The organism is Winogradskya humida, assembly GCF_016862215.1.
Taxonomy (GTDB): domain Bacteria; phylum Actinomycetota; class Actinomycetes; order Mycobacteriales; family Micromonosporaceae; genus Actinoplanes; species Actinoplanes humidus.
This window is the reverse complement of sequence record NZ_BOMN01000031.1, coordinates 116,352-140,190: the sequence shown is the minus strand read 5'-3', so window position 1 is coordinate 140,190 and position 23,839 is coordinate 116,352. Positions and strand designations below refer to the sequence as shown.

Annotated in this window: 25 protein-coding genes and 1 tRNA gene; 8 read left to right on the top strand and 18 right to left on the bottom strand. The window is 67.5% G+C overall.

Going from position 1 to position 23,839, the window contains the following annotated elements; all coding sequences use genetic code 11:
- Positions 1-143: 143 nt before the first annotated feature.
- The 3 genes from Ahu01nite_RS13885 to ligD (Ahu01nite_RS13875) are packed head-to-tail and all read right to left on the bottom strand — an operon-like array spanning position 144 to position 2,384.
- Positions 144-485 (bottom strand): PadR family transcriptional regulator, encoded by a 342-nt coding sequence (locus Ahu01nite_RS13885; protein WP_203836898.1) that lies wholly within the window; start codon positions 483-485, stop codon positions 144-146.
- Between the two features lie 32 nt (positions 486-517).
- On the bottom strand, positions 518-1,438 hold the full coding sequence (ligD, locus tag Ahu01nite_RS13880; protein WP_203836897.1) for a non-homologous end-joining DNA ligase: 921 nt from the start codon (positions 1,436-1,438) through the stop codon (positions 518-520).
- Positions 1,428-2,384, bottom strand: a complete 957-nt coding sequence (gene ligD, locus Ahu01nite_RS13875; protein WP_203836896.1) for a non-homologous end-joining DNA ligase — start codon at positions 2,382-2,384, stop codon at positions 1,428-1,430. Before ligD (Ahu01nite_RS13875) ends, ligD (Ahu01nite_RS13880) begins: the two co-directional genes overlap by 11 nt.
- Before the next feature lie 199 nt (positions 2,385-2,583).
- Here ligD (Ahu01nite_RS13875) and ku point away from each other — a divergent pair, with 199 nt between their 5' ends.
- From ku to Ahu01nite_RS13860, 3 genes are read left to right on the top strand one after another with little or no spacing between them, the layout of a single operon-like run.
- The gene (gene ku / locus Ahu01nite_RS13870) at positions 2,584-3,570 is read left to right on the top strand and encodes a non-homologous end joining protein Ku (protein WP_203836895.1); all 987 of its coding nucleotides are present in this window, start codon (positions 2,584-2,586) and stop codon (positions 3,568-3,570) included.
- A 19-nt stretch (positions 3,571-3,589) separates the two neighbouring features.
- Positions 3,590-4,072, top strand: a complete 483-nt coding sequence (locus Ahu01nite_RS13865; RefSeq protein WP_438874780.1) for an NUDIX domain-containing protein — start codon at positions 3,590-3,592, stop codon at positions 4,070-4,072.
- A 42-nt stretch (positions 4,073-4,114) separates the two neighbouring features.
- Positions 4,115-5,407 carry an MFS transporter gene (locus tag Ahu01nite_RS13860; RefSeq protein WP_203836893.1) on the top strand — a complete coding sequence of 431 codons (1,293 nt, stop codon included), beginning with the start codon at positions 4,115-4,117 and terminating at the stop codon, positions 5,405-5,407.
- Here the strand turns inward: Ahu01nite_RS13860 and Ahu01nite_RS13855 are convergent.
- From Ahu01nite_RS13855 to Ahu01nite_RS13820, 8 genes are all read right to left on the bottom strand, one after another.
- Entirely contained in the window at positions 5,391-6,485 is a 1,095-nt protein-coding gene (locus Ahu01nite_RS13855) for a geranylgeranyl reductase family protein (protein ID WP_203836920.1), read from the bottom strand. The two genes, Ahu01nite_RS13860 and Ahu01nite_RS13855, sit on opposite strands and share 17 nt — an antisense overlap.
- A gap of 105 nt (positions 6,486-6,590) precedes the next feature.
- Entirely contained in the window at positions 6,591-7,112 is a 522-nt protein-coding gene (locus Ahu01nite_RS13850) for a DUF6226 family protein (protein ID WP_203836892.1), read from the bottom strand.
- Between the two features lie 40 nt (positions 7,113-7,152).
- Positions 7,153-7,344, bottom strand: coding sequence for a DUF397 domain-containing protein (locus tag Ahu01nite_RS13845; protein ID WP_203836891.1), 192 nt, complete (start codon positions 7,342-7,344; stop codon positions 7,153-7,155).
- Positions 7,345-7,797: 453 nt separating this feature from the next.
- Entirely contained in the window at positions 7,798-7,992 is a 195-nt protein-coding gene (locus Ahu01nite_RS13840; protein WP_239158825.1) for a DUF397 domain-containing protein, read from the bottom strand.
- Between the two features lie 70 nt (positions 7,993-8,062).
- Positions 8,063-8,956, bottom strand: a complete 894-nt coding sequence (locus Ahu01nite_RS13835) for a helix-turn-helix domain-containing protein (RefSeq protein WP_203836890.1) — start codon at positions 8,954-8,956, stop codon at positions 8,063-8,065.
- 179 nt (positions 8,957-9,135) lie between these two features.
- Positions 9,136-9,579: a DUF6232 family protein gene (locus tag Ahu01nite_RS13830; protein ID WP_203836889.1), complete on the bottom strand. Its 444-nt coding sequence runs from the start codon at positions 9,577-9,579 to the stop codon at positions 9,136-9,138.
- 249 nt (positions 9,580-9,828) lie between these two features.
- Complete coding sequence (locus Ahu01nite_RS13825; RefSeq protein WP_203836888.1) at positions 9,829-10,272, bottom strand: DUF6232 family protein; 444 nt, start codon at positions 10,270-10,272, stop codon at positions 9,829-9,831.
- A gap of 278 nt (positions 10,273-10,550) precedes the next feature.
- Positions 10,551-10,904 carry a DUF1304 domain-containing protein gene (locus Ahu01nite_RS13820; protein ID WP_203836887.1) on the bottom strand — a complete coding sequence of 118 codons (354 nt, stop codon included), beginning with the start codon at positions 10,902-10,904 and terminating at the stop codon, positions 10,551-10,553.
- Between the two features lie 188 nt (positions 10,905-11,092).
- On the opposite strand from Ahu01nite_RS13820, the gene Ahu01nite_RS13815 reads away from it, so the two are divergent.
- The gene (locus Ahu01nite_RS13815) at positions 11,093-11,569 is read left to right on the top strand and encodes a DUF2231 domain-containing protein (protein WP_203836886.1); all 477 of its coding nucleotides are present in this window, start codon (positions 11,093-11,095) and stop codon (positions 11,567-11,569) included.
- A 63-nt stretch (positions 11,570-11,632) separates the two neighbouring features.
- Positions 11,633-12,190 carry a type 1 glutamine amidotransferase domain-containing protein gene (locus Ahu01nite_RS13810; protein ID WP_203836885.1) on the top strand — a complete coding sequence of 186 codons (558 nt, stop codon included), beginning with the start codon at positions 11,633-11,635 and terminating at the stop codon, positions 12,188-12,190.
- Between the two features lie 48 nt (positions 12,191-12,238).
- Here the strand turns inward: Ahu01nite_RS13810 and Ahu01nite_RS13805 are convergent, their stop codons facing one another.
- Positions 12,239-13,987: a metallophosphoesterase gene (locus Ahu01nite_RS13805; RefSeq protein ID WP_438874775.1), complete on the bottom strand. Its 1,749-nt coding sequence runs from the start codon at positions 13,985-13,987 to the stop codon at positions 12,239-12,241.
- Positions 13,988-14,109: 122 nt separating this feature from the next.
- Between Ahu01nite_RS13805 and Ahu01nite_RS13800 the strand changes: the two genes are divergently transcribed.
- Both Ahu01nite_RS13800 and Ahu01nite_RS13795 read left to right on the top strand, forming a co-directional pair.
- A tRNA-Thr gene (locus Ahu01nite_RS13800) sits at positions 14,110-14,186 on the top strand.
- 156 nt (positions 14,187-14,342) lie between these two features.
- Positions 14,343-15,929, top strand: coding sequence for a recombinase family protein (locus Ahu01nite_RS13795; protein ID WP_203836884.1), 1,587 nt, complete (start codon positions 14,343-14,345; stop codon positions 15,927-15,929).
- Here Ahu01nite_RS13795 and Ahu01nite_RS13790 read toward each other — a convergent pair.
- The gene (locus Ahu01nite_RS13790; RefSeq protein ID WP_203836883.1) at positions 15,881-16,744 is read right to left on the bottom strand and encodes a PSP1 domain-containing protein; all 864 of its coding nucleotides are present in this window, start codon (positions 16,742-16,744) and stop codon (positions 15,881-15,883) included. The genes Ahu01nite_RS13795 and Ahu01nite_RS13790 overlap by 49 nt on opposite strands.
- A 138-nt stretch (positions 16,745-16,882) precedes the next feature.
- On the opposite strand from Ahu01nite_RS13790, the gene Ahu01nite_RS13785 reads away from it, so the two are divergent.
- Entirely contained in the window at positions 16,883-18,670 is a 1,788-nt protein-coding gene (locus Ahu01nite_RS13785; protein ID WP_203836882.1) for a hypothetical protein, read from the top strand.
- A 211-nt stretch (positions 18,671-18,881) separates the two neighbouring features.
- Here the strand turns inward: Ahu01nite_RS13785 and Ahu01nite_RS13780 are convergent, their stop codons facing one another.
- The 5 genes from Ahu01nite_RS13780 to tmk all read right to left on the bottom strand — a co-directional run bounded on the left by Ahu01nite_RS13780 (position 18,882) and on the right by tmk (position 23,808).
- The gene (locus Ahu01nite_RS13780) at positions 18,882-19,466 is read right to left on the bottom strand and encodes a hypothetical protein (RefSeq protein WP_203836881.1); all 585 of its coding nucleotides are present in this window, start codon (positions 19,464-19,466) and stop codon (positions 18,882-18,884) included.
- The gene (locus tag Ahu01nite_RS13775; RefSeq protein WP_203836880.1) at positions 19,466-19,771 is read right to left on the bottom strand and encodes a type VII secretion target; all 306 of its coding nucleotides are present in this window, start codon (positions 19,769-19,771) and stop codon (positions 19,466-19,468) included. Before Ahu01nite_RS13775 ends, Ahu01nite_RS13780 begins: the two co-directional genes overlap by 1 nt.
- Before the next feature lie 13 nt (positions 19,772-19,784).
- On the bottom strand, positions 19,785-20,111 hold the full coding sequence (locus tag Ahu01nite_RS13770; protein WP_203836879.1) for a YbaB/EbfC family nucleoid-associated protein: 327 nt from the start codon (positions 20,109-20,111) through the stop codon (positions 19,785-19,787).
- A 159-nt stretch (positions 20,112-20,270) separates the two neighbouring features.
- Complete coding sequence (locus tag Ahu01nite_RS13765; RefSeq protein ID WP_203836878.1) at positions 20,271-21,461, bottom strand: DNA polymerase III subunit delta'; 1,191 nt, start codon at positions 21,459-21,461, stop codon at positions 20,271-20,273.
- 19 nt (positions 21,462-21,480) lie between these two features.
- Positions 21,481-23,808, bottom strand: a complete 2,328-nt coding sequence (gene tmk, locus Ahu01nite_RS13760) for a dTMP kinase (protein ID WP_239158832.1) — start codon at positions 23,806-23,808, stop codon at positions 21,481-21,483.
- Between the last annotated feature and the right edge of the window lie 31 nt (positions 23,809-23,839).

Here is a 23,839-nt window from a genome sequence, read left to right as displayed (position 1 = left end):
AGAAGCACCCACGGCAGAGCCAGCCGGAACGCCCACGGCAGAGTCGGCCGGAACGCCCACGGCAGAGTCGGCCGGAGTGCCGGCGGCAGAGTCGGCGGTAGAGCCGGCCGGGGCGCCGGCGGAAGTGGTGTTGATTTCGGCGCTCACTGGTCACCGGTCCCTACGAGGCGGTCGACGGTCTGGCGGAACGAGGTCCATTCCGTGCGGAAGTGGGTGAGCGCTGACCGGCCGCTGTCGGTCAGGGCGTAGTACCGCCGGGGTGGACCTGAGGGGGATTCGCTCCATTTGCTGTCCAGCCAGCCGGCTCGGCGCAGGCGGGAGAGCAGGGGGTAGATCGTGCCTTCGGTGGCGGTGAGGTTGGGTTCGTCGCCGAGGCGGCGCACGATCTCGGTGCCGTACCGGTCTTCGTGCTCGACCATGGCCAGGACGCAGAACTCGAGGGTTCCGCGTCGCAGGCCGGTCGAGAGCTGAGCGACATCCGCCATGCGTCACACGGTACCTTGCGCCGCAAGGTACCTCAAGAAGCAAGCAGGTCGGGCAGCAAAGGCCCAGGTGAGAGCAGATCAGCGAGCAGATCACCGTGAGTGGACAGTCGCGAGAGCAACTCCCCCGCCGAAAATTGCCGCGCCGGCGAAGCCCCCGTAGCCATGGCCTCGACCTCGTCCCACGTCAACGGCGTCGAAGCGGTCGGCGAGGGCTGAGCGCGCAGCGAATAAGGAGCCACCGTCGTCTTGGCCGCCGCGTTCTGGCTCCAGTCGATGAAGACCTTTCCGGGCCGCACCGCCCGCGCCATTTTCGCGGTGATCGAGCCCGGTACCCGCGCGGACAACTCCTCCGCGACGCGCTTGGCGTACCCGGTGACAATCTCGGCATTCTGCCGGGCGGAGATAGGCACGCAGAGTTGCATCCCCTTCTTTCCGGAAGTCTTCGGGTACGCCCGGAGCCCGTCCTCGCTCAACCGATCCCGCATGAGCATCGCCACGGCACAGCACTCCTGCAGCGCAGCCGGCGCCCCGGGATCGAGGTCGACGACGAGCAGATCGGGATCACTACCGACCCGCCATTGCGGCGTGTGCAGTTCCAGCGAAGCGAGATTGGCGACCCATACGAGGGTGGCCAGCTCGTCGACGACCACGAAGTCGATCGTTTCGCGGGATTTGGTGGAGCCGGGTACGGGCAGCGTATCCAGCCGTACCCATGAAGGGGTTCCGCCCGGGGCGTTCTTCTCGAAGAAATGCGCGCCGTCGACGCCGTTGGGGTATCGGATCCGCGTGAGCGCCCGCCCTTCCAGATGTGGCAGGAGCAGCGGTGCGACGCGGGTGTAGTAGTCGATGACCTCGCCTTTGGTGAATCCCGCGCCGGGATACATCAGTTTGTCGAGGTTGGACAACTCGAGATCGCGGCCCTCGATCTGGACCGGGAACCGTTCAGCTGCCATCGCCGGGCTCCTCCTCCACGCATTCGGCCGGCGTCTTGTCGGGGCGCAGCCGCAGGAAGCGGGGGAAACGCAGCCGCCCGTCCGGGGTCAGGTTGCCGTAGCGCACCTCGACCACCAGGTCGGGGCTTACCCAGTGCGCGCCGCGGGCATCCTCACGGGGCACGGCCCCCGCGGCGAACGGCGATTCCCGTGCGACAAGCGGGGCCAGCGCGGAGAGCAGGTCGTGTTCGGCCGCGGCACCGATGCCTCCTCCGACCCGGCCCCGGAAGCGCAGCCGTCCGCCCGGCTCCGGCACGCCGACGAGCAGGCCGCCCAGTTTGCGCGCCCCGGAACGCCACCCGCCGATGACGTAGTCGCCGGTCCGGTCGAACTTGACCTTGACCCAGTCCGGGGTGCGGGCGCCCGGCACGTACGGCGAGTCCAGCCGTTTCGCCATCACCCCTTCGAGGCTGTTCTCCCGGGCGGCCGTCTCGGTGGCGGCTCCGTCGGTGAACGCCGGCGGTACGGTCCAGCGTCCGACGCCGAGGTTGAGTTCTTCGAGACGAGCGCGCCTTTCGGCGTACCCAAGGCCGAGCAGTGATTGTCCGTCGTAGCGCAACAGGTCGAAGATCATGTAGGTGACCGGCAGTGTGACCGCGAGTCGCGCCGCCTTGCCGGTGTCCCGCACGTGCATGCGTTCGGCGAGCGAGGTGAACGACGGCCGCCCGAGGTTGTTCAGGACCACCATCTCGCCGTCGAGCAGGGTGTCGGGCGGCAGCCGCAGCGCGGCGATCTCGGGGTACGCCGCGGTGACCGACGTGCCGGACCTGGCCCAGAGCCGGGGCGGCCCGCCCGCGAACGACGCGAGGACCCGGACCCCGTCCCACTTGAACTCGTAACCCCAGTTCCCGCCCAGCGGCAGCGGGCCCGCGGAGGCGAGCATCGGCGACAAGGGGGCTCCCGGCACGTGATCACCATAGGCAGCGGTACGCCCGCCGGGCGGGAAACCGGCAATCGATCATCCCAGGGCGGCAAGCGCCGTTTAACACATTTATCGACATCGAGGTGCATACCGCAGTCATGACGCTGCACCGAAACCTTACGCACACGCCCCACGAGTGCCATCCTTGATCGAAGAGGCAGCTCACGAGGGGTAGGAGTCGGCCATGCGGGCGATCTGGAAGGGCGCGGTCTCGTTCGGCCTGGTGTCGATCGCCGTGAAGCTCTATTCGGCTACGGAAGAGAAAGATATCCGCTTTCACCAGGTGCACCGCACCGACGGGGGCCGGATCAAATATCAGCGCACCTGCTCGGTCGACGGCGAGGTGGTCAGCTATGACGACATCGCCAAGGGGTACGACATCGGTGGCGGCGAGATGGTCGTCCTGACCGACGACGACTTCGCCGATCTGCCGCTGACCACGTCACGCGCGATCGACGTGCTGCAGTTCGTCCCCGCGGAGCAGATCGACCCGCTGCTGTTCGCCAAGGCCTACTACCTGGAGCCGGAGGGGCAGGCCGCGAAGCCGTACGTCCTTCTCCGTGACGCCCTCACCGAGTCCGACCGGGTCGCCGTGGTCAAGATCGCGATCCGGCAGCGGGAACAGCTCGCCACTCTGCGCGTACACGAGAATGTCCTGGTCCTCAACACGATGCTCTGGCCCGACGAGGTCCGGACCCCCGAGTTCGGCTTTCTCGACGACGACATCGAGACGCGGCCCGCGGAGCTCGCCATGGCAAGCTCGCTGATCGACTCGATGGCCGGCAGTTTCCAGCCCGACGAGTTCACCGACAACTACCGGGCCGCGCTCCAGGAGGTCATCGACGCCAAGGTCGAGGGCCGCGAGGTGGTCGCCCCGGAGGAGCCCGAGGCGGCTCCGGCCGCCGCGGTCGACCTGATGGCCGCGCTCAAGGCCTCGGTCGAGCGCGCCAAGCAGGCACGCGGCGAGTCAGCGCCCACCAAAGCCACGCCCACCCCCACCAAAGCCACGCCCACAAAAGCAACAAAAGCAACAAAAGCCGCGCCCGCGAAGAAGGCGGCTGAGCCGACCCCCATCAAGAAGGCGGCCGCGAAGAAGACCGCGGCAACAAAGACGACCACGGCCGCGAAAAAGTCCACCCCCGCGAAGAAGGCGGTCAAGAAGTCCGCCTGACTACCATGATCCCGTGGGAATGACGTGGGAAGAGTCTTATCTCGGCCGGGTACGAACCAGCGTGGGCGACACCGACACCCTGTTGTTCGTGGGCGCACGCGGCGTGATCATCGATGACCAGAACCGGCTCCTGATGATCCAGCGCTCCGACAACCACCGCTGGGCGATCCCGGCCGGCGCGATGGAGCTGGGCGAGGACATGGAGCAGTGCGCGATCCGCGAGACCTGGGAGGAGACCGGGCTGCGGGCGACGTCGCTGACGCCGTTCATGTTCGACACCTCGCGCACCTACACGAACCAGTTCGGGCACACGTACCAGCAGATCGTGATGTCTTTCCGGATCCACACCTGGGAGGGTGAGCTGCAGCGGGTGACCGACGAGTCGGTCGACGCCGGTTTCTTCCCGCTGGATGCGCTGCCGGGGCCGCAGTCGGCGCTGGTCGACGAGATCCTGGGTGACCTGGCGACGTTCGAGAAGACCGGCAAGCTGGTCCTGAGGTAATTCCGTCGCGCGCCGGGCCGCGTCTGGGGCACGATCTCCGGCGTGACAAAGCGGCGCTTCGGACTGGACCTCACGCCGCTGCGTACCTCCCGCGACTTCCGGCTAGTCTTCACCGGCGGGGCGGTGTCCGGGTTCGGGTCGTTCATCACGTACGTCACGATCCCCTACCAGGTCGCGAAGATCACCGACGATCCGCTGATGGTCGGCCTGCTCGGCGTGTGCGAGCTGGTCCCGCTGCTGGTCATGGCGTTTGTCGGCGGGGCGCTCGCCGATTTCCTCGACCGGCGCCTGCTGGTCCGGGGCGGCGAGTTCGCGCTGGCCGGGCTCTGCGGGATCCTGCTGCTCAACGCTCTGTCCCACGAGCCGCACCTCTGGTTGCTCTTCGTGATCGCGGCGCTGACCGCGACGGTTGACGGTCTGCAACGCCCGGCACTCGAAGCGATGCTGCCCCGGCTCGTACGCCCGGAGGAGCTCCCGGCCACCATGGCCATGAGCTCGCTGGGCATGCAGGTCGCGCAGCTCGGCGGTCCGGCGGTGGCCGGCCTGTTGATCGCGTCGGTCGACCTCTGGCTCGTGTACGCGATCGACCTGCTCACCTTCGCCGCCTCGGTGATCTGCCTGAGCCTGGTGAAAGCCGTCCCGCCACCCCCGGACGCCGACCGCCCGTCGTTGCGCTCGGTGGTCACCGGTCTGCGGTACGCCCGCAGCCGCCCCGAGCTGCTCGGCACGTACCTCGTCGATATCAACGCCATGTTCTTCGGCATGCCCCAGGCGCTGTACCCGTTCCTCGCGATGCAGCTCGGCGGTCCGCGCGTGCTCGGCCTGCTCTACGCGGCGCCGTCGGTCGGCACCCTGATCGCGACGCTGACCTCGGGCTGGACCGGCCGGGTGCATCGGCACGGGCTGATGGTGATCGTCGCGGCCGCGTTCTGGGGCATCGGTATCGTCGGCGCCGGCCTGTCCGGGGCGCTCTGGCTGACGCTGTTCTGCCTGGCCTTCGCGGGCGGCGCGGACATGATATCCGGCATCTTCCGCTCAATCATGTGGAGTCAGACCATCCCGGACCATCTGCGCGGCCGGCTCGCGGGCATCGAGATGCTCTCCTACACGACCGGTCCGATGCTCGGCCAGCTGCGCTCGGGCCTGATGGCCCGGACCAGGCTGGGCGTCGGTGGCTCCATCTGGGTGGGTGGCGTGCTCTGCATCGTCGGTACGCTCGGACTCGCGCTCGCCCTGCCGCAGTTCCGGCGGTACAACGGCGAGGACGGGCTCGCCCGTAAGCAGGCCGAGGACGAGGCGTGGCTCACGCGCTCCGGGGTCAGCCGAACGCTTTGATGGCGGCCCTCACCGACGATTTCTCCAGCACCGTGGCCATAGCCAGCTCACCGCGGCAGAAAGCCTCAAAAGCACGCCACCCCAGCGGCGTTGAAAAGGCCGTGTGCATGAGCCTGCGGCGCCTTTCAAAAAGCCTCAGCAAGGTACGCCCGGCGGCCATCTCCGGCCCCAGTTCGTTCACAACCATTTGTTCGTACGCGTCGAGCTCGCCCTTTGCCGCCGCCTCGCCCGCCCACGTCCCGGATCTCAGCGCATAACTGATGCCTTCCCGCGTCCACGGTTCCAGCAGTCCGGCCGCGTCCCCGACCACGATTACCCGGCCTTTTCGCAACGGCGCACCGGGGTTGCGGCAACGCGTCAGGTGACCGGAGTCGCGAATGACTGTGCGTCCTTCGAGCCCGAGCTGGGAAAGGAAATCGGCGAGGTACCGCTTGGTTTCCGCGCCCCGGCCCTTCGCCATGATCACGCCGACGGTGAGCTGGTCGTCCTTGGGGAAGACCCACCCGTAGGAGCCCGCAACCGGCCCCCAGTCGAGCAGCACCCTCCCGCGGTAGGAATCCCGGTCCGCGGCACTCGCCTCGATCTCGACCTCGAGCCCGAGATCCTGCTGGTCGAACGTGACCCCGACGTGCCGTGAGCTGATCCCCGCCGAGCCGTCGGCGCCGATGACCGTACGCGCGGTAATCGTCTCGCCGTCCGCCAGCGTGACCGTCGCGGCGTCCTCGTCCTGATCGATCGACCTGACCTGGCAGAACTGCCGGACCTGCGCGCCGGCCGCGACCGCAGCCTCGTACCAGGCGAAGTCGAACTCGTCACGGCGGACCATGGTCAGCACCGGCCGCTGCGTCGAGTGCCGCGTGAACGCCCGTTTCCCGCGATCGGTGATGGTGACGGCGTAGATCTCGTCGCGCGCCGGCACGCTGATCCGCGACTGCGCGAGCCGCAGCGAGTTGCCCAGCAGGCCACCGCCGCACGTCTTGTAGCGCGGATGCTCCGCGCGCTCAAGCACCACCGTCCGGGCCCCGCCCGCCGCTGCGGCGTACGCAGCAGCAAGCCCACCCGGCCCGGCCCCGACCACAGCCACGTCCCACTCCGCTACCACGAGCGGGAAGTCTATCGACCCACGGTTCTGGCCACTCGGTTCAGGGCTTTTAGTTCAGGGCTTTTAGTTCAGGGCTTTGGTTCAGGGCCGGCGGGTCCAGGGCGACCACTGCACCGGCGTGGCGAATCCCTCCCGGCGCGCGGCCCGGGCCTCCACCGCATCGACCGGGGCTTCCCGGCTGACCGTGATCTCGGGCCCGATCAGCCGGGTCTCGAGCCAGGACCCGCTGAGCCCCCGCCGGATCCGCTCCCACAGCCCGCCCTCAACGTGGGCGACCGCAAGTTTCCGCAGCTCATCGATGTCGTCCTGATAGCCCGGCAACGACTGCTCGAACCAGCGACCGAGCCGGAGCACGATCCGCGCCGAGGTGTCGGGAAAGCAGATGGAGAGCGGCCCCGCAGCCGGACTGTGCGGCATCAACCGCACGGTCCGGACCACCTCGCCGCCATCGCCGAGCGGCTCTTTCGTCTCCCGGCGCTCCACGACGTACCGCGCGGTCAGCTCGTCAAGCAGCGCCTCGGCCGCTGCGACAAGCTCCTGGAACCGCTCGGACTCGACGACCGTCACCGGCTGGGGCTCGACTCGCGAAGGGAAGTCACCCATTGAGGCAGTATGCCCCCGCAGGCCGGCCCCGAACCCGCCGTTACTCGAACTCCCCCGCCCGCACGCCCGCGATGAAGTCCCGCCACGCCGCGGCATCGAAGCGCAGTGGCTGTGCCCCGGGATACTTGCTGTCCCGCACCAGGTAGTCGTCGCCGTCCTTGGCGACCTCGACGCACGTCCCATTCGTGCACCTGCTGCTCTTGCGCCAGGCCGGATCCGCATTTTCGATCATGCTGTCACCTCCGCACAGTCCTCACCCAACGTTAAGGGGACCCCGGCTGAATCGGGCGGGCACTGACAATGAGTGAACGTGATTCCCGGCGAGCGACTTTCGGCCAAAGACAAACTCGCCTTACCCTGCGGCATCCCTGCGGACCACCGCTCCAAACGGCTTCCCCGAGATACACGTTAAGTGACCGGAACCGCGCGCGGCAGGAGTGAGTAGGCGAGTGATCATCGACCAGCTGATGATTTGCGGCAAATAACCACAAATGGACATATTAGTTTGTCCATTCTGCGCACCTTTTGACGCGTCTTCCGTGCGTGGGACGGTTCACCGGCCGGATTTGGACGCTTTTGGTACCAGGGCACGAGGATCAAAAGCGCGGCGATATCTATTTCAATGGCCGCCCAGATTCACCCGGTGCAGCATCGCGAGCAAGCGCCCCCGAACGGCCATGGCCTGCTAGAACGAGAACTGACCCTCGTTGACGCCGCGGACGAACGCCGTCCACTCGTCAGGGGTGAAACGAAGCGGCGCCTGCGCCGGGCTCTTGGAGTCGCGGATCAGGTACTCGTCGGCGACCTGCGCGACTTCGACGCAGGTTCCGTTGCTGCAGTAGGAGCTCTTGCGCCACTCGGGCATCTCGGTAACTGACACTTGCTTCTCCGGTCTCTCGTGCACCGCCGTTGGCGCACCGCGGAACGTGATCAAAGTTATTTTGCTACTTTTATGGCGATTTTGTCTCCAAATCCTTGATACGTTGGTCGACTCGCCCAATTGTGTCGGACTCGTCGGCCGCCAAGGTCCACAAGTGCTCGAACCGGAGACGATGCCGCGCGGTGGTCGCGCGATCCTCGACGATCTCGTCGGTCATCCCGTTCTCGCGATACATGATCTCACTGTCGCTGTCACTCCCACTCAGCGCCATGAGGTCATAGGTGCCGTTGTTGTCGATCGGGTAATCGAAATCGAACGGCAGCATCCGCAGGTGGAGCTGTCCGCTCTTCGCGGCCGTGCGCAACTCCCGCAGCTGATCGGCGAAGATCGCCGGCCCGCCGATGGGACGCATCAGGACCGACTCCTCGAGCAGAATGTAGATCTCCACCGCGTCGAGCCGCGCGATCAGCTGTTGTCTGCGCTGCTCCCGGGTCCGCAACAGGACCCGCACCCGCGCCTCGCCGAGGTCTTCCGCGAACTTGCCCGTCAGGGCCGCCGCGTAATCGGGAGTCTGCAGAAAGCCGGGCATGTAGTAGATCGAGTAGGACCGGATGGCGACCGCCTCGGCCTCGTACTCGATCAGCCGCAATGTGGCATCGGACAGCATCTCGCGGAATTCCGGCGCCTGGTACCACGCCTTGCGCTGCCGGGTCCGCGCGATCTTCGCAGCCGTGAGGAGCTCACTGACGCGATCGCGATCCTTGATCCCGTAACGGGAGAGAAGGGGACGCAGATCGTTCGGCGCGATGGTCACATCGCCGTTCTCGATCCGAATGACCTTGCTGAGCGACCATTCCATCTCGTCAGCGACCTGCTGCTGGGTCAGCGAGAGCAACTCGCGGGCCTCACGCAGCGCCAATCGCACACGGCGGCGCGCGACGGTCGGCGAGACAGCCTCAGCCATAAGTCCTTCATCGTCGAAGTTTTCGGAGCCTACGGATGTTCAACGTGCGACCTCGCTGTTTGCCAGTGCGCAAGCAGCGAGATCGCGCGTCATGCTACTCATGACCTCGCCCGTCCCCGACCGCGCCCCGCACGATTCAACCGATGTGAGATCAGCTCGATCCGGGCGGCGCGGAGGGCTCAGGCAGCGGCCAGGCCATAGCTGTCATGACCGGGCTGGTTGACCTCGATCGTTCGGCGCAGAGCCCTCGTGACCTGGTTGAACACCCGGAGATCGGGGGACGAGTAGATGATCACCCGGGATCCCCGCAGGGTCGCCTCGACATTCCAGACCCGGGTGGCCCGGCGCCGCGGTGAACGCACCGCCACCGCCGCGATCATGGTCGCGGTGGCGGCCAGCGCGTAGCCCGCGAGCTGCCCCATGACAGCCCAGCTTGCACCCGCCAGGGTGACGAGTCCGGCGGTGGTCGCCACCATCGCGGCGATCCCCACCCGGCTCGCCTCACCCCGGACGAGACGAACATCCCGGAGCTCCCCGATGGGGACGATCTGGGTCGTCGACGCGCGCCAGACGAAGTATTCATCGGTAACGAGAACTTCACGGCTGCGGTAGTAGGTACGCATCTGTGCTGGCCCCTTCCCTGACGCGGGCGAGGGAGAAAGGCCGCCGACACGGCCGAGAGAGATTCCCGCCTCGCTAGCCGGGACGGCGGTCCGAGAGTGCAACGGCACCCGGTTGCCGCCGGGTGCCGTTTCTGATTTCTTCTCGAATCTCCGCCCTTACCGTTCGCAAGAAGTACAGCACGTCCACCGAGCAGATCGCCACCACTCAAAGTGCCACATCGCAGATTGCGAACAAGCCGGTGTACGGGCCTAGGCGGCTCCGGACAACCCGTCCCGGACAGCGGGTGGGCGGCCATCCTCGATCGCGCGCCGCAATGCCCGGCTGACCTGGTTGAACACCCGCTCGTCAGCGGACTCGTAGAGGACTGCCCGCTCGCCGTGGTAGATCCCCTCGAGCACCCAGGGCTGCGGCCGGCCACGCAATGCCAGCACCGCGAAGACCGCACCGAGGCCCGCGAGCCCCAGCAGGACGATCGCGGACGGCGCCGAGAGCTGCCACATGGGTGCGGCCACGGCCAGGGCCAGAACCGCGCCGCCGAAGAAATACGGCGCGGTGCGGGCAGCCACGCCGGACCGCGTGATGCAGACGTTACGCAGGTCGCGGATCAGAAAGGCCCTGGTCGTCGTGCTGGTGCGACGGATGAAGTGCTCGCTGGTCACCACCGCTTCGAACCCGCGGAAGTAGATACGCACGGCAAATTCCCCCTCCCTGCCTCCTTGCGAGGAGAGGGAAGGCGAGCCACCATTGGCGCAGAGAGATTTCCCCGCCTCGCTGGATATTCCTGTGCGCGCTAAGCCCAATGCGCAGGGCCCCGAGAGGCGACAACGGCACCCGGTTGCCGCCGGGTGCCGTTCCTTCAGTCGCCTTCGGCACTGCCCTTATTGCCTGCTCTCAGTACAGCACGCCATCCGGCAGCCCGCCACACATCAACCTGCCATATCGCAGACTGCATACAAGCCAACTCCGGCTCTCAACGCGCGAGCAGGACCGCCAGCAACGCGAGCGCACCCGGGATGACCTGCACGTACAGAATTTTGCGGGTGGACGTGATCGCGCCATAAATTCCGGCGATGATGACGCAGCACAGGAAAAATATCTGAAAGTCGACCCCGTCCGTGACCAGTCCGTAGATCAGACCGGCAGCCAGGAAGCCGTTGTAGAGCCCCTGGTTCGCCGCCAGCGGCGCGCTCTGCTGCGCGAACTCCGCGGTGATACCGAAAGTGGCACGCGTACGTTCCGTCCGCCAGAGGAACATCTCCAGCACCAGGATGTAGATATGGATGAGGGCCACGAGGCCCACCAGAATTTTCGCGGCCAGTTCCATGGCCACAGCGTATCGGCCGAGGTCCCAGCTTTGATCATCACGGTCCTCATCGATGCGGTGACGCGGGCGACCCGGCGTTTCGGGGTCACATGACCCGGGTAGGCCAGACCTCGACCGCGTGAGCTCGACCGTCTCGACCGCATGAGCTCGACCGTTGAGTAGCAGCCCAGGGGAGGGTGACGACCAGTATGGACAGCCGACTCAGAATCGCCGGCCAGGCAGTACAGCCGGTGCTCGTGATGTTCCCGCTAGGCCTGTTCTCGATGGCCGTCCTCTTCGACCTCGGCAACCTTCTCGGCGCCCCCGACATCCTGGGCGCCCTCGCCTACTGGAACGTCGTGGCGGGCCTGATCGGCGGGGTCCTGGCCGCCGTCGCCGGTGCGATCGACCTGATGTTCGTCCCCAACGGCACCCCGGCAAAGCGCATCGGCGTCCTGCAGGGCCTGGCCAACATGGGCGTCCTGATCCTCTTCGCGGTCATCCTGATGCTCCGCATGAGCCACCCCGACCGGGTCGCGGGCGGCGGCATCTTCGCCGTCGAACTCCTCGCCCTCGTCGGCGCGGTCTTCGGAGCCTGGTACGGCGGCGAGCTCGTCAACCGCCGCCAGGCCTACGCCCAGACCCGTTCCAACCAGGCCCGCTCCAACCCGGGCCGTATTTTCTGACGTTTGCCACCCCGGTCCCCGGGAACTCGAATCTTGTAACGCCGAGAGAACAGGGGACCGACCATGACAACCTCACTCAAGAACAAGCGAGTCGCGTTCCTCGCGACCGACGGCGTCGAAGAGGTCGAGTACACCGAACCCCGCAAGGCCGTGGAGAACGCGGGCGGCACGGCGGAGCTCGTCTCGCTCAGGCCCGGCGCCATCCAGGCCATGAACCACCTGGACAAGTCCACGACCTACCAGGCCGAGAAGCAGGTCAGCGAAGCCAGCGCCGACGACTACGACGCCCTCGTACTGCCCGGCGGCGTAGCCAATCCGGACTTCTTGCGCCTGGACGCGGACGCCATCCGTTTCGTCCGGGACTTCTTCACCGCGGGCAAGCCGGTAGCAGCCATCTGCCACGCCCCATGGACCCTGATCGAAGCCGGCGTGGTGGACGGCCGGACCATGACCAGCTGGCCCAGCCTCCGCACCGACCTGGCCAACGCCGGCGCCACCTGGATCGACGAGCAGGTCTACATCGACCGCGGCCTGATCACCAGCCGCAAGCCGGACGACCTCCCGGCCTTCTGTTCCGCACTGCTCGAGCAGATCGCCCAGGGCTCCCTGCAGAACGCCTAGCATCGCCTCTCGATGGCGCACGGATTCATGCCGTGCGCCATCGGCGTGTCAGGGGATGGGCCCGTCCATGACGATCGGGGGCTCGATCAGGTGAGGGGTCAGCGGGGTGGCGGGGCGGAGCCAGGATTTTTCCGGGTCCGCCTGGGGCACGGGGATCCATTTCCGGGCGATGCGGTCCACACCGATGGGGTAGATGGTCAACGTGCCGTCGGGAGTGATGTGGAGACGCAGGAAGCTTTTCGCGTCTTCGATGCCCTGGCCGGCGAAGAGCTCGTTCGTGTTGACGTCGAAGAAGCCGGCCACCAGAAGGTAGAGCGACAGCAGCTGGGTGCCCAGGATCGCGGCGACCGGCCCGTAGAGGATCGCCGCGACCACCAGAGGGCCGGGCCAGGACCAGACGTGGAACGGCAGCTGGAGCCAGAGCCAGGTGCCACCGGCGGCGAGAGCGATCTGAGCGAAGCCGTGCAGAAGGCCGAGGATCCAGTGCCGGGCGTGGTCCTTCTGACCGGCGCCCGGAGGCTGCGCGAACAGCACCGCACCGGCGAGGATCAGGACCAGCATCATGACGAGCGGAATACTGAAGAGGCGCTGGAAGATGCCGCCCTCGCTGGCCACGCCCGCCATGGCCAGCATCGTCAGGGTGTGGATGATGCCGATCATGGTGGTGAACCCGGGGTTGCGGGTCGGGACGTTGCGGAAGACACCCCAGCTCATCCGCCGCGACTCCGCCTTGGTGGGGAACGTGGTGACCAGGTCGTAGTCGCGGCTGCGGCTGGCGCTGCGGGTCAGGGTCTCGGGCGGCGGCACCTGGAGCCGCTCCGGGAGGTTGTGCGTGGCGACCAGATAGGCGCCGCCACCCCCACAGGTGATCAGCTCCCGGTCCTCGCCTGAATAGCGGGCGTAGTGGTGCAGATCTCCGGAGACCAGCAGCCGGACGTGTGCCCCCGTCGGCGCCAGGATCGTCCGGATGAAGTAGTCGACCGCGTCGTACGTCTCCGGGCGTTTGGCGGCCTTCACCCAGGTCGGCGACGGAGTCATGAGGATGACCCGGTCATCGGGGCCGAGGGCGCGGGCGGCCTTCTCGAAATACAGCAACTGCGGATCGTCGATGTACGCCCCGAACTGCTCGTCGATCGCGAACAGCCACCACCTCGCGGGCAGCTCGACCGCGAAGTAGGACCGGCGCTGCTGGGTGCGCCAACCGCCGATGTGCCCGTCCTTACGCCGCGCGAACAGGCGCAGGAACGCGGTCAGCCCGTCGTACCAGTCGTGGTTACCGGGCAGGGCGAAGAGAGTGGGCTGCGGTCCCGTGGCCGGCGCCTCGGGCAGAGCGGCACGATAGGGGCCCTTCATGCGGTTCTCATAGCCGTCACCACTGGCGAGCGGATAGACCTGATCCCCACCCATGAGCAGCACCTGACCGCGGGGCAGCTTACGGCCGTCGATCTCCAGCTCCGGCTGCGCCAGCAGGTACGCAATGGAATACGTCGCGTCGAACCCGTCGCCCAGGTCAGCGACGTAGTCGAACCACAACTCCCCGTCGACGCCCGGCTGCTGGAACGACTCCCCGGAGAGGGCGTTCTGCAGCTCCCGCTTGTCGAGGAAGGACCCGAACAGAATCGCCAGCAACGCCCGCAGACCGGTGTTGAGCAGCAGCAAAGGCGCCAGCCACCCAACCGGCCGCTGCGGCGTGAAGCCGAGCTGCTGCGGATCCATATTCTCGGGTCGCCGCGCCGTAGAAGGCTCGGCCTCGGCAGAACGCTGCCGTGGACGGCGGCGCGGCTCGTGATCGGTCACGCAAGGCACCTTAGTCCGGACGTCTGACGAAAACGCCCGCCAAGTCGCCCACCTGCGAAACGCCCGGCAACCCCACCCGTGGCGATCGGCGGCGCGCTCATGCCGTACACTCAACGTTCGTTGCCGCCTTAGCTCAGTCGGCTAGAGCGACGCACTCGTAATGCGTAGGTCGACGGTTCGATTCCGTCAGGCGGCTCCACTAGGAAGCCCAGGTCACATGGCCTGGGCTTCCTTCTTTTCATAGATGACCATCGCCATTACGCAGCGAATGCAGCTCCAGCGGAGACCCGGAACTTTCCGATTGAACAACTGATCTCACTTGCGCGGGAGCAAATGCTACTTCTAGCCTAGTCGCATGACAGGACTGTCACGAGTCAATAGCGCGGCCAGGCGTCGCGCCATCAGGGCTACGTCCGCCAAGGCATCAGTGCCCCGGGCCGTGCTGTACCTGCGCATGAGTATGGACAGGATCGGAGCAAGTGCCGGCCTGGAGCGCCAGGAACAGGCCTGTAGAGGACTTGCGCTGGCCCGTGGCTGGGATGTCGTCGAGGTTGTCGACGACACGATCTCAGCCACCACCAGTCGCCTCGCGGACCGCCCCGGTTGGCGGCGCGTAGTCCAGATGATCGAGGCTGGCCAGGCTGACCTCATCGTCGCCTGGCATTTGGATCGGGTGCCCCGTTCGATCAAGGACCTGGAGTTTTTGATCGATCTGGCGCTGGACCGGGGCATCGGTCTCGCCACCGCAACCGGGGACATCGACCTGACCAACGACGTAGGCCGCATGGTCGCCCGAATCCTGGCAGCTGTCGCGTCGGCTGAGGTCGAGCGGAAGGCTGAGCGGCAGATACTGGCGAACGATCTGCGGGTGGCAAACGGCACACCGCAGTGGATTCGTCGCCCGTTCGGCTATGAGATGGACGGCACTCTGAGGGAAGCAGAGGCTGCGGCCGTACTGAAGGCCTATCACGACGTGCTCGCCGGCAAAGCACTGACAACGGTGGCCCGAGAATGGAACGAAGCAGGCTTCAGGACGTCCGCGCCCGATGCAGCAACCGCCCGGCCAAGGGCACCACGCAAGAACGTATATGCCCCTTCCGGTCGATGGAACAACGTCGCAGTGCGGTTCCTTCTTCGAGCTCCACGCAACATTGCGAAGTCGACCCTGTACGGGGAGATCATGGGCGACGGAGACTGGACGCCGATTGTGGACGAGCCGACCTGGCATGCGGTGGACCGCTTCCTTGCAGACCGCGAACGGCCGGACAGCACGGTCGGCAAGCTAGCCAATCTGCTGTCCCGGATCGCCACCTGCACGGTGTGTGGCGGGAAGATGGGGGCAAGCAAGCGCGGTGACGCTCCGATCTACGTATGCCAGGGCCCTGAGGACGCGAGTGCCAGTCGCGGGCATTGCCAGCTTCCGCTCGACTTTGCCGACGAAGTGGTGGTTTCCCGGCTTATCCGACAGATGGAACTCATGGGCCGGTCAACGTGTCGACCGCAACCACTACCGATCGACAGGGGCGCACTCGAGGGACGGGCGCTGGAGATCGAAAAGCTGATGGCCGAACTGGTAGAGGATCGGACCGTAGGCCTGCTTGACCGGGACGCCCTCCTTACGGGCACTGCGACGCTCCGCCAGGAGCTAGCCGGCATCAGGTACTCCCTCGCCCAGGCTGGAAGTCATGCCGCCGCCAGAGTGGTCGATATCGAGGCTGAATCTGAGGAGTTCAATCGACTGGGTCTGGAAGAGCAGCGTGCCATCCTGCGAGAGGCCTTCGCCTTCATCCGGGTGATCCCGCGCGGGAAAGGGAGGCCCAAGGCGGGGGAGCCCACCTGGCGGCCAGAACTCATCGAGACCGAATTCACGCCGGCTTGGTTGAAGGCGACTGCCTACGCGAGTCCGGTGCCGTCGCTCTCTGCCGCCCCGCGTCCGTCGTAAGCCTGTCTCGGCCCACATACCGAGGCGCGCGAGCAGGAACACCGAGAACCATCTGCGTCCAGACGTACCACCACTGAATCTTTGGGGACGCTGTGCGCGACCACTCGGCCATCGCCCTCAGGTGTCGTTACTCGCGAGCCAACAGAGGGGGCAGATTCCGCAAAACGGGCGTACAACGGATGCTCATATTTGAGACAACACATGAGGCGGCCGCAGGCGCCTGAGATGCGCAGGGGGTTGAGCGGCAGGTCCTGGTCCTTGGCCATGCGGATGGTGACCGGCTCGAAGTCGGTGAGGAAGGTTGCGCAGCACAGGTCGCGGCCGCAGGAACCGATGCCGCCCTGGACGCGGGCCGAGTCGCGGGCGGAGAGCTGACGCAGCTCGACGCGGCAGTGCAGGGTGGCGCCCAGATCGCGGACCAGGGATCGGAAGTCGACGCGGTGCGGTGCGGTGAAGTAGATCGTGGTGCGCGCGCCGCCGGCACCGCCCTGCTCCAAAACGTGATCGACCGCGACGACCTTCATCGGCAGTTCATGGGACTTGATCAGTTTCTTGGCGGCGACCTTCGCCTCGGCCTTGCGTTTTCTGAGCAGGTCGTCGCGACGCAGGTCGCGATCGTCCGCGAGACCGGCGACCTTGGGGAACCCGTCGGTATCCTCGCTGACCCATTGCGCCGCCCAGACGCACTCCGCCACCTCGGGCCCGTCGTCGGTGGGGACCAGCACGCGGTCACCCACCTGCGGCGAGAACTCGCCCGGGTCGAGGTAGTAGAGGCGGCCGTACCGATTGAAGCTGACTGCGCACAGCATGCCCATGCACCCACCCTACGGCGACGCACCTTGCGTGCGAAATAGCGCAGATAGCCATAGATCCCCGCAACCCACTGCATCGAACCTCGTTGAGTACTTCCGTAGACGCCGCTGCATGCGGCAAGCCTTGGGGGAGGACTCTTCATGAAGCCTGCCATGCCCAAACGGGACAATCTGGCGGCGACCACTCGCCGCGATTCCGAACTCGCTGCGCGGCCGAAACAGGACAACAAACCACGGACGGGCCGAATCAACCGAGCGGCCATTTCCCCGGCGATCGTCGAATTCTCCCGGGGCCGTCAACGCGCGGCGGTGCTGCGCTCGACCCAGCCGAATCCGCTGCCTGAGGTGCCCGCCGCGGAGGACGGGGAAACGGCCGACGAAGGCGACGCGCGACGCGGAGTCCAATGGCGTCGAGGGCTGACAACCATGGGCACTCTCGGCGCTGTGGGCATTCTGGCGGCGCCATTCCCGGCCACTGCCGCGCCTACCCAATGCGGGCAGGCCGAGCGCTATTCCGCACAGTCCGGCAGTCAAATTCTCCGGATCAACGCCCTTGGCATGGGTACGCCCGCAGCAGCGCCGGACGATGCGATTGCCCACATCGGCGACGCCAGATCCGCGCTGGTCGCCAACCCCCTGCTGACCTCCGCCGCGGACGCCGCACTGAACTCCGCCGCCGTCGCCCGCATGATCGACACGAAGGACGACGCCACCCCGGCCGACCTCACGGCCGCGGTGCAGCAACAGGCTCCGCCCACCAACAAGAAGCAGACGGTGCGCTCGACACCCGGCGCCGAGGTGGGACCGGTCAGCCTCGGCGCCGGAAAGCTGACCGCTCACGCCCAGTGGCAGGCGGCTATGGCATGCGCGGCGACCGTCGGTGAGGTGACGCGGGCCACAGCACAGCTGAGTGACGCCGGGATCCTTTCGGAAGGTGATGAGCCACTTGTCCGCGTACCAAAAGTGACCAGCGAAAGCACCACGGAGCTGGAGCGGCGCGGCCAGGCCACCGCATCGGTAGCGTCGGCCGGCCTTACTGGCGGTGGTGTTGACCTGTTCAACGGCGCAGTGCAGGTGAAGATCCTGAAGCCACCGTCGCTGCGTGCAAGCATGTCCACGAAGGATGGTGGCGAGGTCCGGTACATCCCCGCTGTCGTGGAAGTCTCCGGAAAGGGCGTGGAAACTTCACGCCTGGACGCGGCCGGCGACCGCGTCGACTTCGTGATCGCAGCCGAAATGGACAAATCGGACGGTCCGGCATCGCGCACCGCGGCGAACGGCTCCGGCAATGACGGCTCAGCGACTGACAGCTCGCCAGGGGATGGCTCGCCGACCGACGACTCGGCGGCGAACGGCTCAGCGGCTGGCGATTCAGCGGCTGGCGGTCCGAAGGCTGGCGGTCCGAAGGCTGGCGGCTCGACGGCTGGGGCGCTGGGTGAGATACCGCGGGCCGACGACCTCCAGGACGCCGGCGACGATGGGTCACTCCCCGAGATTCCGGATGTGCCCGAGGTCAAGGATCCCACCACCGAGAGTGCGCCGGTCACCGACTCCGGAACGACGGTCACGATCTCGCTCGGTGACGTTCAGCAAGCCGCTCGCGACCACGCCATCGCCGCCCGCGCAGCAGCCCTGTCAGTCACCATCGCCCAAGCTCCGTCGGGCACCCGCTCCGACCCCGGCTACACCGAGAGCCGCGAGATCAACTTCGACATGGGCATGATGGAGGTAGCCGCAATCTCACCCGAACCCGCCGGCCAAGCCTCCACCGCCGAGGCCGCCGGAGCCACCCCCGACAAGGGCGGCACAGGCGGCGGCCTACCCATCACCGGCCCCAGTGTCAACCGCATGATCCTCGGAGGCCTAGCCTTCCTCGCCGCCGGCACCGCAGCACTGATCTTCGCCCTCCGCACCCGTCCCCGCCCCTGACGCGTCCGGCGAGATGCCGACGGCGTTGGTGATGGGCGCCCGCCCGCATCCGCCCTCGACGGCCGCCTCACACAGCCGCAACCGCGGCCAATGGCCGCTGACACAGCCGCGCCCCGCCGCCAATTGCCAGCTCAGAGAGCTACAGCAGCAGCCCCTGGTACACGGCCCATCGGCCGCACAGGATCTTGTGTCCGAGATGCCTTTTGTCGCGTCAATGGGTGAATGCCAACTCGGCCGATCGGTGCAGCAGGTCCATGCCCCGGTCGTAGGCGTCACCAACCGCCAGCAGCAGAAGAGCGGCCAGATCCGGCGCGGCGGAGTCCACATTGTCCGTGAGTAACGCGACAGCTTCCGTCGAGACGAGGATTTCGGCGAGTGCCTCCGCAACGCCGTCACGCGACGTCTGCATCCAGGCGGTCAGGTCGTCGGCAAGATCCGCTGTCGCGCGCAGATTGCTTTCCAGGCTCTCCGGGCCGGTGCTGAGATGCTCAGCCACGCCGAGCCGAGCCCGGTCGTAGGCGTCCGCCGCCGTTCCGGACCAGTCCCCCGGCGGTGGCAGATCCGATGCCAGCGTGGCGTAACTGCCAGCCGTCGACCGCAGCTCCGGGGACGCCTCAGCCAGGTCGCTGGGCCGCAACGCCGCGACCGCACGCACGGCATCGCCCGGCAGCAACCGTACGCGTCTGAGCGCACCCCAGACCGCATGCTCGGCAGGTGCCCCGGCATCTCCGAGCGCGGCATCCACCCTCCGCAGCAGCGGCCCTGCCGTGTCGAGGAGCCGGTCGAGGCGGTCCATCAATTCTCCCTGCCGGAGCGTCGGATCCGGCGGCCGGCCTCGTCGTCGGTTTCGGTATAGGCCTTGGCAGCGGCGCGCACCTCGACTGCCAGCCGGGTCAACTGCTGGGCGGCGTCGGCGGCCTCCCGGGATCGCGCGGCCAGCGCGGATGCCCAGAGCGCGTGCAGTTGCCCGCCGACCCGGCCCGGTAGCCCTTCGCTGTCCGCCCCGAAACTGCCGGGTGATGTCGCGAGCAGCGGCAACTCCCGCTCCACACCGGTGAGCGAGTCGGCAGCGGCCTCCAACCGATCGGCGATCCCCGTCACGGCTGCCCACTCATCACTGGTCTCCGAGGGTGCGGAAGGCGCCGAAGATCTCGTCGTGGAGTTTTTCGCGGGCCCAGCGGGCCGCTTGGGCTGCGTTTGTGACCACCGCCTGCACCTCTCGAGCCAGTTCTGCCGCGTTCCGGTGTTGCAGGGAGCCGCGGATGCGGACGTCGGTGATGTCGCCCGCGGCCGTGACCAGCACCTCGATGGTGTCGTCCGGCGAGTGGACGGAGACCACGTGGGCCGTCACCGCTCGTTCGAATTCCGCGCGTAACGCGTCGATGCGGCGGTGCCGCTCGATTGCCTCGTCGATCCACGCTTCGTCGATCTCGCGGGGCATCCGTCGGCTCCTTACCGCGCGTACCGCTGATGCGTTACGGCTCAGAAGCGTAAACGGTGCTGCCCGTAAGACGCATCCCCTGTGGACAGCCACTGTGGATTGGATCCGACAGCGCCAGGACGTTTGATCAGCTAAGAAGCGGGCAATGAAAGGGGAATTTCAGCCGCGCCAGAGGCTGAGCATCATGGCCTCGACGGCGATCTTCGGTTTGACGTTGAGGTCGATCGCCTCGCGGCAGGCCAGCACCGCTTCCAGCCGGCGCAGCGTGCTCTCCGGCGTCCACTTCTCGGCCGCCGCCGCGGACTGCACCGCGGTGTCCGTGTGCACCACCGCAACCGGCGCTCGCAGCGAGGTGATCAGCACGTCCCGGTAGAACCCCGCGAGGTCCACCAGCGCCCGGTCGAGCGCATCGCGTTGCGCTCGGGTGAGCCTCGACTTCTGCCGCTTCTCCAGCTCTTTCAGCTGGCCGGCCGCACCGCGCATCGCGCCTGCCGCGCCCTTGCCCGTTCCGCCGGCGCCGAGCGCCTGCTCGAGCGCCGACCGTTCCGCGCCGTTCGAGTCGATCGCTGCCGCGCCCGCTTCCGCCTCGGCGGCTTCGATCAGGGCGGACGCCGCGTCGAAGCAGGCTCCGACGCCGGTCAGCCTGCGGGGCACGGCCAGGACCGCGTCCCTTCTGGCGCGCGCGTCCGAGTCGTTCGCGAGTCGTTTGGCCCGGCCCACGTGACCCTGCGCGGCGGCGGCGGCCCACGCGGCTGTTGCGGGTGCGATGCCGTCACGGCGTACGAGAACCTCGGCAACGGCCTCGGCCGGTGGCTGGCGCAACGCGACGACGCGACATCGGGACCGGATCGTCACGGAGATGTCGTCCGGGTGGGTGGACGGCGTGCAGAGCAGGAAAACCGTCCGGGGTGGCGGCTCCTCGATGGCTTTGAGCAGGGCGTTCCCAGCCGCTTCGGTGAGCCGGTCGGCGTCCTCGATCACCATGGCCTGCCAGCGGCCGCCGGAGGGGGCGCTGCCGGCGCGCAGCACGAGGGCCCGCATCTCACCGACGCCGATCGAGAGGCCTTCCGGCACGACGAACCGCACGTCGGCGTGGGTGCCGCCGAGCGCCGTACGGCAGCCGTGGCACTCGCCGCAGCCGATCCCGTCACGCTCGCATTCCAACGCCGCCGCCAGGGCACGGGCCGCCACCGAACGGCCTGATCCGGGCGGGCCGGTGAAGATCCAGGCGTGGGTCATCGCCGCGGTCGCCGACAGGTCTCCGTTGACGATCCGGGCAGCGGCGGCCGCGGCCCGGCTCAGCGTCTCGACGGCCTCGTCCTGACCGACCAGGTCGGCGAACACACTCATGGCGTCAATTCTCGCTCGTTCACCGGCGCTCGCCCACCGGCGGATCGTCTTGATCCGGCCGGGCGCCGGCTCGATCCGGCAGATCCGCCGGGGAAATGACCTGCGTCGCGTCCGAACCGGGCGAAATCACCTGCGTCGCGTCAGGAGACCCGCCGGAAGCCGAACCCGAAGCCGCAGCCACAGATCCAGGCGAGATGACCTGAGTAGCGTCAGAAGGCCCAGAAGGCCCAGCCGGCGACCGGACGATCACCGTGGCGTCCGAGCCGGCAGGGTCCGAGCCCGCGCCGGCGGGAAAGGCCATCGTCGGCGCGAGGTCCGGCGCGGAGAAGTCAGGCTTGGGCGGCAGATCCGTGGAGGCCGGCTCGGGATGGTGGTCGTCGCCCTCGGTGAGCAGCCCGTTGATCCGCGCGGCCACCACATCGGCGATCTCCTCGACCGGCCGGGCGGCGTCCAGAACCAGGTACCGCTTCGGATCGGCGGACGCGAGGTCGAGGAAGGCGTACCGGACGCGCTCGTGAAAGGCCTTTGACTCGCTCTCCAGCCGGTCCGGCCCGGCACCGCGGGTGTCGACCCGGCCGAGCCCCACCGTGGAGTCGACGTCGAGCAGCACGACCAGGTCGGGTTTGAGGCCGCCGGTCGCCCACGAGGACAGCCAGCTGATCTCCTGAACGGGCAGGGTCCGGCCGGCTCCCTGGTAGGCCAGCGACGAATCCACATACCGATCACTGATCACAACCGCGCCACGTGCCAGCGCCGGGCGTACCACTGTTGCCACATGGTGTGCCCGGTCGGCCGCGTAAAGCAGGGCTTCGGCCCGAGGTGACGGCGCGTCAGCGTCGGTGCCGTTGGAAAGCACCAGCGTGCGAATGCGCGCGCCCACATCGGTCGCCCCAGGCTCGCGGGTGACGACGACGTCGTGCCCGGCCCCGGTCAAAGCCTCGGAGAGCCGGATGACCTGCGTAGATTTCCCGGCGCCTTCGCCGCCTTCAAAGACCACGAAGATTCCGGTACGCGTGAACGGCTCCCCCGCCGACAACGGCCGCCCCCGGATGGCACCCCAAAGATCGGCGAGCACGGGTACGCCGTGCTTGTCGTCCATCTGCCTGAAGGCGCTGACCCCGCTCCAGATCCCGAGCGCACCCGCTACCAGGAGCAGCACCCGCGTGGACGAGATGTCGAACGAGAGGCTGCCAAGGTCGACGGTGCGGGAGCTGCCGATGCCGACCAGCACACCGGCGAGCGAGATGGCGAGCAGCAGAACAAGCCGGGCGCCGATCTGCACCACGGCGAAGACGCGCCCGCGGACCTCGTCGTTGACCTGCCCGCCGAGCAGCGTGACACCGGCCAGGAACGCCATGCCCGCTCCGGCGCCGACGAACAGCGCGCCGAACAGCGCCATCGACAGGTGGAACGCGATGGAGAGGAAGGCGACCGCCCCGCTGGCGATCACCAGGCTGATGCCGAACCAGCGGCGCCGGGACAGCTCCTTGACGATCGCGGGGCCGAGCCCGATGCCGATGGCCAGGCCGATGAACAGGGTCGCGAAGAGCAGGTAGAACGCCGCGTCACCGGCGCCGAGCGAGGCGGTGAAGAACCGGGCGGTGCCGACGACGATGCCCGCGCCGCCGAACGCGCCGAAGATGCCGAGCACCAGGCCTCGCACGAACGGGGTGTTCCCGATGTACTTCCAGCCCTCGACGAACTGCTTCGACATGCTCTGTTCGGCGTTCTTCTCCTGGCGTTCGCGGCGCCCCTGGCTGATCTCCCTGATGCCGAAGAAGACCACCGCGGCCGTGGCGGCCCGGGAGAACGCGTTGATCCAGAGCGCGACCTGAACGGGTGACGCCCAGGTGGGCAGGCCGCCGACCGGGCCGCGGACGACACCGTCGAGGGCGGCGAGCGCGAGGGCGGCGAGGATCGGCGTGATGCCGTACGTCGTGATCAGGGTGAGCTGGTTGGACGCCTCGAGCCGGCCCTTGGGGATCAGGTTGGGGACCGCGGCTTCCTTCGCGGGGATCCACATCAGCGTGATCGTCTCGCCGATGAACGTGGCGATGACCGTCCACGTGACCGTGAAGGCGCCGGAATCGCTGATCAGGGCGACGGCCGGGATGGAGCCGTACACGAAGAACCGCAGGATGTCGCAGATCACCATCGTGTAGCGGCGGTCGAACCGGTCGGCCATGACGCCGGCGATCGGGCCCAGGATCAGGGCGGGCAGCAGGCGGATGGCGATCGTGCTGCTGAACGCGCTGCCTTGCGCGACGCTGCCCGTGACCTGCTGCGACGCGAAGAGGGCCGTGGCGAGGATGCCGATCCAGTCGCCGAAGGACGCGACGCTGAGCACCAGCCAGAGCCGCCGGAACGGCCGGATCCGC